Origin of the sequence: Micromonospora yasonensis (assembly GCF_026013475.1) — a bacterium.
GTDB classification, from domain to species: Bacteria; Actinomycetota; Actinomycetes; order Mycobacteriales; family Micromonosporaceae; genus Micromonospora; species Micromonospora yasonensis.
On the sequence record NZ_JAPDPH010000208.1, the window covers coordinates 1 to 12,199 of the forward strand.

Below are 12,199 nucleotides of genomic sequence, written 5' to 3' on the forward strand. Positions count from 1 at the left end.
CGACGGCAGCGGGGCGCTGGTCCCGCTCGGCGTCCCGGGCGAGCTGCACATCGGCGGCGCCGGCCTGGCCCGGGGCTACCTGGACCGGCCCGAGCTGACCGCCGAGCGGTTCGTCCGGCACCCGTTCCCGATCGGGCTGGGGGACCGGCTCTACCGCACCGGCGACCTGGTCCGGCGCCGGGCCGACCGGAGCATCGAGTTCCTCGGCCGGCTGGACCACCAGGTGAAGCTGCGCGGCTTCCGGATCGAGCTGGGCGAAATCGAATCGGTGCTGGAGCGGCAACCGCAGGTCAACCAGGCGGTGGTGACCGTACGCGAGGACACCCCCGGCGACCAGCGGCTGGTGGCGTACGTGGTGGCCGACCCCGGCGCGGACGCCGAGGCGGTGGCCGAGTGGCCGCACGAGTTGGACCAGTGGCGCGACATCTGGGACGCCGCGTACGACGTCGAGGAGACCGACCAGGTCGACCCGACCTTCGACACGCGGGGCTGGAACAGCAGCTACACCGGGGCGCCGATCCCGGTGGACGAGATGCGGGGCTGGGCCGAGGCCACCGCGTACCGGATCCTGGAGACCGGCCCGCGTTCGGTGCTGGAGATCGGCTGCGGGACGGGCCTGATCCTCTACCGGGTCGCCCCGCACGTGCGGCGCTACTGGGCCACCGACATCTCCGAGGTCGCCCTGGCCCGGCTCCGCGCCGACGCCACCGCGCCGGCCCGGGGGCTGCCCGGTGTGGCGCTGTTCGGCTGCGCGGCCGATGAGCTGGACACCCTGCCCGAGCAGCACTTCGACGTGATCGTGCTCAACTCGGTGGCGCAGTACTTCGCCGACGAGAACTACCTGCTGCGGGTCATCGAGGGCGCCCTGCCGCGGCTCGCTCCGGGCGGCTCGCTCTTCCTCGGCGACATCCGCAGCCTGCCGTTGCTGGAGTCCTTCCACGTCTCGGTGCAGGTGACCCGGGCCGAGCCGGAGGCCACCGCCGAGCAGCTGCGCGAGCGGATTCGCCGCGCCGTCGCCGACGACCAGGAACTGGTCTTCGACCCGGGCTTCTTCACCGCGCTGCCGGCCCGCTTCCCGCAGGTCACGCAGGTGCGGGTGATGCCGAAGCTGGGCGAGGTAAGCAACGAGCTGACCCGGTTCCGGTACGACGTACGGCTCACCGTGGCCGGCGACGACGAGGCGCCCCCGGCCGTGGCCGCCGAGTGGCGCGACTGGACCGCCGAGCGGCTGACCCCGGCCGGGCTCCGCGACCGGCTGACCGGCGAGCGCCCGTTGCTGCTCGCCCTCCGAGGCGTACCCAACGCCCGGGTCGACCGCTGGGCCCGGGCCACGTCGGCCCTGGCCGACGCGGGCGGCAGCGTCGCCGAGCTTCGGGCCGAACTCGACGCCGGACCGGCCCCGGCCGCCGTCGAACCGGAGCAACTGCGCCGGCTCGCCGACGAGACCGGCTACCGGCTCGACCTGGACTGGTCCGGCCACGGCCCGGCCGGACACCTGGACGTGGTCCTGCGCCGGCTGGCCGCCGACGGCCGCCCGGAGCAGCCGCTGCCCCGGCTGGTCCACCCGCCGCGCGGGGAACCGCGCTGGGACCGGTACGTCAACGACGCCCTCGGGCGGCGGGCCCGCCGGCTGCTGCCCCGGCTCCAGGCCGCCCTCGGCGAGCACCTTCCCGACTACATGGTGCCGGCGACCTACGTCTTCCTGGACTCGTTGCCACTCACCCCGAACAACAAGGTCGACCGGAAGGCGCTGCCCGCGCCGGAGGCCGGGCGCCGGCAGGTGCAGTCGGCGTACGTGGCGCCGCGCAACCCGGTCGAGGAGGTGGTCGCCGGTATCTGGGCCGAGACGCTCGGCGTGGACCGGGTCGGCGTGCTGGACGACTTCTTCGCCCTCGGCGGGCACTCGCTGCTCAGCACCCGGATGGTGGCCCGGGTGCGGGAGGCGTTCGGGGTGGACGTGCCGCTGCACCGGGTCTTCAGCGACCCGACGGTGGCCGGGCTCACCCGCGCCCTGACCGCCGACCCCGCCCAGCGGGTGGTCGTCGAGAAGACCGCCGAGCTGCTGATCCGGCTGAGCGGCCTCTCCGACGACGAGGTGCGGCAGGCGCTCGACGCCGACAACGGGAGGACGTCCGCATGAGCACGGGTCGGTTCACGATGTCCGCGCAGCGGCTGGCGCTGCTGAGCAACCTGCTCAAGGAGGAGGGCATCGACCGCGCCCCGACGCGGACCGTGCCGCCCCGCCCGGACCGGGACGCCCCGGTCCCGCTCACCTTCTCGCAGAGCCGGATCTGGTTCCTGGACCGGTTCGCCGCGCACACCTCGGCGTACGTGATCTCCACCGCGATGCGGGTGCAGGGCGACTTCCGTACCGACCTCTTCGCGCGGGCCTGCGCCGAGGTGGTCCGCCGGCACGAGTCGCTGCGCACCGTCTTCGTCGAGCTGGACGGCCGGCCGCACCAGCAGGTCCGGGCCGAACTGCCCCCTGACGTACGGGTCGAGGACGTCGCCGGGGTGGCGCCCGAGGCGGTCGACGACGAGCTGCGCCGCCGCGAGGAGGAGCTGATCAACCAGCCCTTCGACCTGGCCACCGGACCGCTGCTGCGGGTACGGCTGCTCCGCTTCGGTCCACAGCAGACCGGGGTGCTGCTCAACCTGCACCACATCGTCTCCGACCGCTGGTCGATGGGGGTGCTGCTGCGGGAACTGATCGCCGGCTACCGGGCCCTGCTCACCGGGCTGCCGAGCGACCTGCCCGAGCTGCCGGTGCAGTACGCCGACTTCGCCGACTGGCAGCAGCAGCCGGCCGCCCAGGAGGCCTGGGCGGCGGACCTGGCGTACTGGACCGACCAGCTCGGCGGGGCCCCGCCGGAGATCGGCCTGGTCGGTGACCGGCCCCGGCCGAGGGAGAAAAGCTACCGGGGCGACTCGGTGCCGGTGGCGATCCCACCCGCCGTGGTGACCCGGCTGCGCGAGCTGGCCCGGCAGGAGAACGCCACCCTGTTCATGGTGCTGGGGGCCACGTTCAAGGCGCTGCTGCACCGGCTCACCGGCGACGACGAGATCGTGGTGGGCTCGCCGGTGGCCAACCGGCGCCTGGTGGAGCTGGAGCCGCTGATCGGGCTGTTCATGAACACCCTGGCGCTGCGTACCGACCTGCGCGGCGACCCGTCCTTCCGGGAGCTGCTGCGCCGGGTCAGCGCGGTCTGCCTGGCCGCCTACGACCACCAGGGCATCCCGTTCGAGCGGTTGGTCGAACAGTTGCAGCCGGAACGTTCGGTGGCCAGCACGCCGGTCTTCCAGGTGCTCTTCTCGTACCAGAACGTGCCCTTCCCGGCCTGGCACGACGGGCCGGCCCGGGTCGAGCCGGTGTCGCTGGACGCCCGCAAGGCCGAGTTCGACCTGCTGCTGGACCTCTTCGAGGACGGCGACACCATCTGGGGGCGGCTGGAGTACAGCACCGACCTCTACGACGAGGTGACCGCCGAGCGCCACGTGCGGATGTTTCACCGGCTGCTGCGTGGCCTGCTCGACGACCCGGACACCCCGATCAGCGCGCTGCCGCTGGTCGGCCCGGGGGAGCGGGACGACCTGCTCGCCCTCGCGACCGGCCCGGCGCCGGCCGCCGGCGCCGACCGTCCGCTGGTCGTCGACGCCTTCGCCTCGGCGGTCCGCCGTGACCCGGCCGCGCCGGCGGTCCGGTTCGGCTCGCGTACGGTCAGCTACGGCGAGCTGGACACCCTGGTCGACGCCCTCGCCGGCCGGCTGCGGGCGGCGGGCGTGCGCCGAGGCACCCCGGTCGGCGTCCGGCTGGACCGCTCGGTGGAGCTAATGGCCGCGCCGCTGGCGGTGTGGCGGGCCGGCGGCGTGCTCGTACCCGTCGACCCCACCCTGCCGGCCGACCGGACCGCCGCGCTGCTGGCGGAGGCCGGGGTCGCGCTGCTGCTCGCCCAGCGGCCGAAGGCCGGTGCGCTGCCCTGGTCCGGGCCGACCTGCCTGGTCGACGACCCGTCCGCCGACCCGACCGGCGCCGGCGCCGACCCCGGTCCCGTGGCGCTGACCGGCGGCGACGCCGCCTACGTCAGCTGCCCCGCCGAGCCGATCGCCCGAATCAGCGTGCACCACCACGCGGCACTGCGCGACCGGCTGCACTGGCTCCGCGACACGGCCGGGCTGACCGCTGGCGACCGGGTGCTCCAGCAGACCCCCACCTCGGCCCCGGCGGCCGTCTGGGAGCTGTGCGCCCCGCTGCTGGCCGGCGCGGCCGTGGTGCTGGCCCGACCCGGCGGGGAGCGCGACGCCCGGCACCTGGTGAGCCTGATCCGGGCGGAGCAGGTCAGCGTGGCCTGCCTCCGGCCCGACCTGCTGGCCGAACTGCTCGACCAGCGCGGCGTCGAGCGGTGCACCGCGCTGCGGCACGTGTTCTGCGCCGGGGCGCCGCTGACCCGCGAGCTGGCGGCGCTGTTCGCCCGGCGCTCGCCGGCGGCCCTGCACCACCTGCTCGTCCCGGCGGACGTCGCCGCGCCGGTCACCGCCCACCTCTGCGCCGTCGACGGCGCACCCACCGACCCGGCCGCCGAGGCCGGCACCGATGAGGGCGGCTATCGGCCGCCGCTGCCGGTCGGTCGCCCGGTCGCCGGTGCCCGGGTGCACGTTCTGGACCGGTACGGCCAGCCGGTGCCGGTCGGTGTGGTCGGGGAACTGGCCGTCGGAGGAGCAGCCGTCCCGGGCGGCCCGGGCGCGCAGGACCTGACCCCGGATCCGTTCGGCACCGGAACCGACGCCCGGCTGCTGCGCACCGGGGAGCTGGGCCGGGTACGCGTCGACGGGGTGATCGAGCACCTCGGACACCGGGACCGGCGGCTGCGGCTGCGCGGCTTCCCGGTCGACCTGGACCTGGTCGAGGCGACCCTGACCGGGCACCCCGGCATCACCGGGGCGGTCGTGGCGGCCCGGGGCGAGGACCGCGACGCGCGGCTGGTGGCGTACCTCGCCGGGGACGCGGTCCCGACCGCCGGGGAACTGGCCACATACCTGAAGGAGTGGCTGCCGGAACACCTGATCCCGGCGGCCTGTGTCGAGCTGCCGGAGCTGCCCCGGACGCCGGCCGGGACGGTCGACCGGATCGCCCTGCCCGAGCCGGAACCGGCGGGCGGCGCGCAGCCGACCGGGCACTTGGCCCCTCAGGACGAGGTGGAGCACGGAATCGCCGACATCTGGCGGGAACTGCTCGGCGTCGACGCCGTCGGACTGACCGACAGCTTCTTCGTCCTGGGCGGGCACTCCCTGCTCGCCACCAAGCTCGCCGCCCGGATCGAGGCCCGGTTCGGCGTGCGGGTGCCGCTGCGGGAGCTGTTCGACAACCCGACCGTGGGCGGGCTGGCCGACATCGTCCGGCAGGACGGGACCGGGGCGGACGCCGAGCCGGCGCCGATCCCCCGGGTCGACCGGGACGGGTACCTGCCGCTCTCCTTCTCCCAGGAGCACCTGGTCCGGCACCACCCGCGCGGCCCGGTGGACCCGATCCACAACGTGGTGACCGCGGTACGGCTGACCGGGCCGCTGGACGAGGCCGCGCTGCGCCGGAGCCTGGACGACATCGTGGCCCGCCACGAGGCGCTGCGTACCCGGATCGTCGACGGCCCGGACGGGCCGGCGCAGCGGGTCGAGGCGACCGGGAACTGGCCACTGGAGACGGTGGACCTGAGCGCGGTCGATCCGGCCGAGCAGGCCGGCCGGCTGCGCGCGCTGGTCGAGGAGCAGGGGCGGCGACCGTTCCGGATCGAGGCGGAGCCGATGGTGCGCGGCCTGCTGGCCCGGCTGGGGCACGACGAGCAGGCACTGGTGCTCACCATCCACCACCTGGTCACCGACAACTGGTCGTACGGGGTGCTGGTCCGGGACCTGTCCGAGTACTACACCGCCCACTGCACCGGCCGTACGCCGGCGCTGCCGGCCCTGGACGTGCAGTACCCGGACGTGGCGGCCTGGCAACGCCGGCAACTCGCCGCCGGGGCGCTGGACACCCACCTGGACCACTGGCGGCGCACGCTGCGGGACCTGCCGCCGGCGCTGACCCTGCAACCGCCGGTGTGTGGCACCGGCACCGCCCCCCGTCCGGCCGCCACCGGCTCCACCCGCGCCTTCCGGGTCGACCCGACGGTCACCGCGAAGCTGCGCCAGCTCGCGCAGGGGGAAGGGGCCAGCCTGTTCATGGTGCTGCTGGCCGCGTACGACGTGCTGCTCGCCGCCTGCTCCGGGCGGGACGACATCCCGGTCGGCTTCCCGGAGGCGGGACGGGAGCGGCCGGAGACGGCCGAGCTGGTCGGCTGGTTCGTCAACCCGCTGGTGGTCCGGGCGGACCTGACCGCCGCGTCGACCTTCCGGGAACTGGTCCTCCAGGTCCGCGACCGGACGTTGGACGCGTACGCGCACCGGGCGGCCCCGCTGTGGCTGGCCACCGGGCCCGGGCCGGCGAGCCGGTCCACCCGCGTCCTGTTCAACCTGCTCAACGCCGAGGTGCCCGAGCTGACCCTGCCCGGGCTGCGGGTGCGGTCGCTGGACATCGGCGACGACTACGTCTTCTCCGAGGTGCTCGGCAGCAACCTCCAGCCGGCGGAGGTCGACCTCGCCCTGATCATGCGCGAGCAGGGGACGGAGCTGGTGGGCACCTGGCTCTACTCCACCGACGTCTTCGACGCCCGCGCCCTGGACCTGATGATGCGGCGCTGGACGCAGGTGCTCGGCCGGCTCGCCGACGAGCCGGCCGCCACGGTCGACGCCCTCCGGCAGGTGGCCGCATGAGCCTCTTCGCCTATCTGCTGCGCTACCGCCGGGGCCCGTTCCTGCTGGCCATCGTGGCCGGCGTCATCAGCGGCGGCACCGGCGCGGCCTTCATCGCCATGGTCAACCTGGCCCTGGACGCCGACGGCGCGCCGTCACCCAAGCTGATCTGGGGCTACCTGGCGCTCTGCCTGGCCACCCTGCTCACCAGGTTCGTCTCCCAGGCGCTGCTCTACCGGCTCTCCCAGGGCGCCATCGAGCACCTGCGACGCCGCCTCGTCGACGGCATCCTGGGCGCTCCGCTGCGCGCCGTGGAGAAGATCGGCAACGCCCGGCTCTACTCGGCGCTCGCCGACGACGTGGTGGTGATCGCCGACGCGCTGCCCGGCCTGCCGGGCATCTGCTCGGGCGCCGCGTTCGTGCTGGTGGCCATCGCGTACCTGGTGATCGTCTCCCCGGTGGTGGCCCTGGCCACCGGCGGCGCGGTCGTCGTCGGCGTGCTGCTCTACCTGCTCATGTCCGCCTCGGGTCTGGGCGCGCTCAAGGCCGCCAGGACGGAACAGGACGCGCTCTTCGGCCAGTTCCGCGCGGTCACCGAGGGGATCAAGGAGCTGAAGCTGCACCGGGACCGGCGGACCGCCCTGATCGAGCGGGAGTTGGCCGACACGGCGGCTGCCTACCGGCGGCACAGCGTCTTCGGCCTCTCCGTCTACGAGGGCGCCACCGGCGGCGGGCAGGGGGTCTTCTTCGCCTTCATCGGCCTGCTGCTCTTCGCCTTCCCCGCCTGGTTCGCCCTCACCGGCCAGACGCTGGCGGCCTGCGTGCTGATCCTGCTCTTCGCCGTCTCCAGCCTGCAGGGCGTGCTCGTCTGGTTCCCCGCCCTGGGCCGGGCCTCGGTGGCGCTGGCCACGATCGAGGAGCGGTTGGCCGCGCTGGTGCCGGGTGACGGCGAGCCGGCGGGCCGGACCCCGCCCGCCACCGGTACGCCGGCGACCGCGAACGCCTTCGCCGGCTGGCGCGGCATCGAGTTCCGCGGGGTCAGCCACGTCTACCCCGGCCCCAAGGGGGAGGAGTTCGTGCTCGGGCCGCTGGACTTCGAGTTCCGCCGGGGCGAGATCCTCTTCGTCGTCGGCGCCAACGGCAGCGGCAAGACCACCCTGGCCAAGGTGCTGACCAGCCTCTACCCGCCCGAGCAGGGCGTGGTCCGGGTGGACGGCGTCGAGGTCACCCCGGCCAACCGGGAGGACTACCGCAACCTCTTCTCCGCGGTGTTCTCCGACTTCCACCTCTTCGACACCCTGCTCGGGCTCCCCGGCGCCGACCGGGCCGCCCAGGCGCAGCACTACCTGCACCGCCTGCAACTGGACCACAAGGTACGGATCGTCGGGGACCGGTTCTCCACCACCGCGCTCTCCCTGGGGCAGCGCAAGCGGCTGGCCCTGCTCGTCGCGTACCTGGAGGACCGCTCCTTCTACCTGTTCGACGAATGGGCCGCCGACCAGGACCCCGTCTTCAAGGACTTCTTCTACCGGGAGCTGCTGCCGGAGCTGCGGGACAGGGACAAGGCGGTCGTGGTGATCAGCCACGACGACCGGTACTTCCATGCCGCCGACCGGCTCGTCCGGCTCGACTACGGCCAGATCAGCGCGGAGGAGGTGCCCCTTGGACAGGCGATGGCTGGCCGGCCGGGAGCTGAACCCGCGCGCTGACCTCCGGCTCTTCTGCCTGCCGTACGCGGGCGGTGGCGCTGCCGTGTACCGGGGCTGGCCGGAGCTGGCTCCGGACGGGATGCAGGTGTTGGCGCTGGAGCTGCCCGGGCGGGGCACCCGGCTGCGGGAAGCGCCGCTCCTGCGGCTCGCCCCGCTGATCCGGTCGATGGCCGACGCGCTGACCGATGCGCTGGACCGCCCGTACGCGCTCTTCGGACACAGCATGGGCGGCCTGCTCGCCTTCGAACTGGCCCGGGCGCTGCGCTACCGCCGGGTCCGCCAGCCGGCGCACGTCTTCATCTCCGCCGCCGCGTCGCCGAGCACCCCACCGACCCGGCCGCTGCTGCACTGCGCGACCGACGACGAGATCCGCCAGCGCCTCGCGGAGCTGGGCGGCACACCGCCGGACCTGCTGGACAACGTCGAGCTGATGCAGCTGATGCTGCCCGTGCTGCGTTCCGACTTCTCCGTGCTGGAGACGTACGAGCACCGGACGGAGCTGCCGCTGTCGGCGCCGCTGACCGTCCTCGGTGGCCGGTCGGACCGGATCGTGCCGCCGAAGGCGCTGGACGGGTGGCAGCGGCACACGTCGGCCGGTTCCCGGCTGTGCCTCTTCCCCGGCGGCCACTTCTTCCTGCACGGCCCGACGGCACCGGACGTGCTGGCGACGGTGGTGTGCGACCTCGGCGCGGCGGCCACCGCCGGGCCGGCCCGGTCGCCCCACCGCATCGACGTACTAGGAGGCGAGACATGACCACGCTCGATTCGGCGCCCAGACCGCAGCCGGACGAGACCGACATCGAGCGGTTCGCGCTGCTCAGCCCCCGCGACCGGAAGATCGTCCCGGCCGGGGCACTGGACGGCTACCCGTTGCCGGAAACGCTGGCCGACCTGGTCGACGACGACTCGGCCTTCCGCACGGTCGACCTGGACGCCCGGCGGGTCACCGACCCGGTCCCGTTCTCGCCGGAACGGTTCGCCTCGGCGGTACGGGCTGTGGTGCGCGCCCACGAGCTGCTCCGTACCTCGGTCGACCCGTCCCGCGGCAGCGAGCCGTGGTACCTGGTGCACCCGGACGCCGCGATCCCCCTGGCCCAGCACGACCACCGCAGTGTGGACCAGGCCAAACGGGAGACGATGCTCGCCACGCTGCTGGAGACCGAGCGGGCCACCCCGTTCGACCCGGCCACCCCCGGGCCGCTGCGGCTGACCGTGATCCTGGAGACCGAGCAGAGCTGGACGCTGGTCGTCGCCGCACCCCGGGCGCTGACCGCCGTCGCCGACCCGGCCGGCGTCCTCGCCGCACTGCTGCGCGCCTACCAGGACGCCGGTCCGGCCGCCGAAACCCGGCACGCGCCCTGTGTGGCCGCCGGACTCGACGCGGCCGCCGACTTCGACGGCGCGGAGTACTGGACGAATCTGCTGGCCGGCACCGCCTGCGCCCTGCCGGGTGGCTGGGGCGGCGCGCCGGGCAGCACCGAGCTGACCGTCGACTTCGCCGACCTCTCCCCGGGCCTGACCACGCTCGCCGCGGCGGCCGGGGTGCCACTGTCGACGGTGCTGCTCGCCGCCCACCAGACGGTGCTCGGCGTGCTCGGCGCCGAACCGGCCGGGCACACCGAGGCGACCCTCGCCCCGGACGGACACCCGGAGCTGGCCGCCACCGACTGCGAGCGGCTGCTGCACCGGGTCACCCTGCCGGTGCCGATGGGCGCCGGCGAGGGGACCTGGCGCCGCCTGGTCACCCGGGTCGCCGAGGGGGAGCGGGCCGCCTGGACCCACCGGTACGCGGACCGGCCGCCGGCCACCGCGGCCGGGCAGCGGCAGCACGCCCTCTTCGAGTGGGACGACGCCGGTACCGAGGCGGTCCCCGGCCTGCCGGTCGACGGGACGGCGTACGGCCTGCGGGTGACCGCCGGCCCGGCCCGGCTGCGGCTGCGCACCGCCGGGGAGACCGTCGACGCCGGGTACGCCCGGCGGCTCGCCGCCCTCTACCGGGAGGTGCTGGTGGCGATGGCCGCCGACCCGGACGGCGACGCCCGGGGCACCTACCTGCCGGCCGACGAGCGACGCGCGGTGCTGGTCGACTGGGCGGTCGCCGAGACCGTGGAGCGGGGCGAGGTGACGACGCTCGACCTGGTCCGCGCCCAGGCCGAGGCCACCCCGGACCGGATCGCGGTGCGGGTGGGCGACGCCCGGCTCACCTACCGGGAACTGATCCGGCGGGCCAACCGGCTCAGCCACCACCTGCGCGACCTCGGCGCCGGCCCGGGCGACCTGGTCGGTGTCTGTCTGGGCCGGACCTCGGACCTCGTCCCCGCGCTGCTCGGCGTCTGGCAGACCGGGGCCGGCTACCTGCCGTTGGATCCCGAGCTGCCGCCGGAGCGGCTGCGGCACATGATCGAGGCGGCCGACACCACGGTGGTGGTCACCTCCACCGTGCAGCAGCCCACCCTCACCGGGCTGTACGACGGCACCCTGGTCCTGGTCGACACCGACGCGGCGGCCATCGCCGCCCGGCCGGACTCCCCGCTCGACGTACCGGTCCAGCCCTCGCAGCTGGCGTACGTCATCTTCACCTCCGGCTCCACCGGCCGGCCGAAGGGGGTGATGGTGCCGCACGCCGGCCTGGCCAACTACCTGCTCTGGACAGTGGACGCGTACGCCGCGCACGGCCCGGGCGGAGCGCCGGTCTTCTCCTCGATCTCCTTCGACCTGGGCATCCCGAACATCTTCACCCCGCTGATCACCGGCGAGCCGGTGCACCTGCTGCCCGAACCGCTGGACACCGCCGACCTCGGCGCGCACCTGGTCGCCGGGGCCCCGTACAGCTTCATCAAGATGACCCCCGGCCACCTGGACCTGCTCACCTGGCAGCTCACCGCCGAGCAGGCCCGGGAGCTGGCCGGCATCGTCATCGCGGCGGGCGACTCGTTCACCCAGGCGCTGGCCGCCCGCTGGCTGGAGCTGGCCGGACCGGACGGCACGAAGGTGGCCACCGAGTACGGCCCCACCGAGATCACGATCGGCAACTCGGGGCAGCAGATCATCGAACCGCCGACCACCGAACTCGTGCCGCTCGGCGCACCCATCGTCAACACCAGCATGTACGTGCTCACCGAACGGCTGGATCCGGTGCCGGTGGGGGTGCCGGGGGAGGTGTACATCGGCGGCGTCGGGGTGGCCCGTGGCTACCTCGGCCGGCCGGACCTGACCTCCGAGCGGTTCCTGCTCGACCCGTACGGCGGCCCGGGCAGCCGGCTCTACCGCAGCGGCGACCTGGCCCGCTGGCTGCCGGACGGCACGTTGGAGTTCCTCGGCCGGATCGACAACCAGGTCAAGATCCGTGGGTACCGGGTGGAGCTCGGCGAGATCCAGGCCCGGCTCGCCGCCCACCCGCACGTCCGTGACGCCGTGGTGATCGCCCGCGAGCCCAGCCCCGGCGAGAAGCGGCTGGTGGCGTACGTGGTGCTCACCGCCGGGCACCCGCTGGACCGGGCCGCGCTGCGCGCGCACCTCACCGCCGACCTGCCCGACTACATGATCCCCGCGGCCTTCGTCGCCATCGACCACATCCCGCTCACCACCAACGGGAAGGTGGACAGCCGCGCCCTGCCGGCCGGGTGAACCCCGGCGAGCACCCCGTCCGCTCCTCGGCCCGCCCCGCCGCACCGCGGACCACCCACCGACCGGCCACTCCGGCTGGC

Annotated in this window: 5 protein-coding genes; all 5 read left to right on the forward strand. The window is 74.6% G+C overall.

All coding sequences use genetic code 11. The annotated features are described in order from the left end of the window. The coding region (locus ONA70_RS29135) for a phosphopantetheine-binding protein (RefSeq protein WP_265009695.1) at positions 1 to 2,140 on the forward strand (2,140 nt) is incomplete at its 5' end. Beyond that, a complete protein-coding gene (locus ONA70_RS29140; protein ID WP_265009696.1) occupies positions 2,137 to 6,804 on the forward strand; it encodes a condensation domain-containing protein in 4,668 nt (1,555 codons plus the stop codon). The genes ONA70_RS29135 and ONA70_RS29140, both read left to right, overlap by 4 nt. Beyond that, positions 6,801 to 8,492, forward strand: coding sequence for a cyclic peptide export ABC transporter (locus ONA70_RS29145; RefSeq protein WP_265009697.1), 1,692 nt, complete (start codon positions 6,801 to 6,803; stop codon positions 8,490 to 8,492). Before ONA70_RS29140 ends, ONA70_RS29145 begins: the two co-directional genes overlap by 4 nt. Then, positions 8,446 to 9,246, forward strand: a complete 801-nt coding sequence (locus ONA70_RS29150) for a thioesterase II family protein (protein WP_265009698.1) — start codon at positions 8,446 to 8,448, stop codon at positions 9,244 to 9,246. Before ONA70_RS29145 ends, ONA70_RS29150 begins: the two co-directional genes overlap by 47 nt. Then, a complete protein-coding gene (locus ONA70_RS29155; protein ID WP_265009699.1) occupies positions 9,243 to 12,119 on the forward strand; it encodes an amino acid adenylation domain-containing protein in 2,877 nt (958 codons plus the stop codon). Before ONA70_RS29150 ends, ONA70_RS29155 begins: the two co-directional genes overlap by 4 nt. Positions 12,120 to 12,199 lie beyond the last annotated feature (80 nt).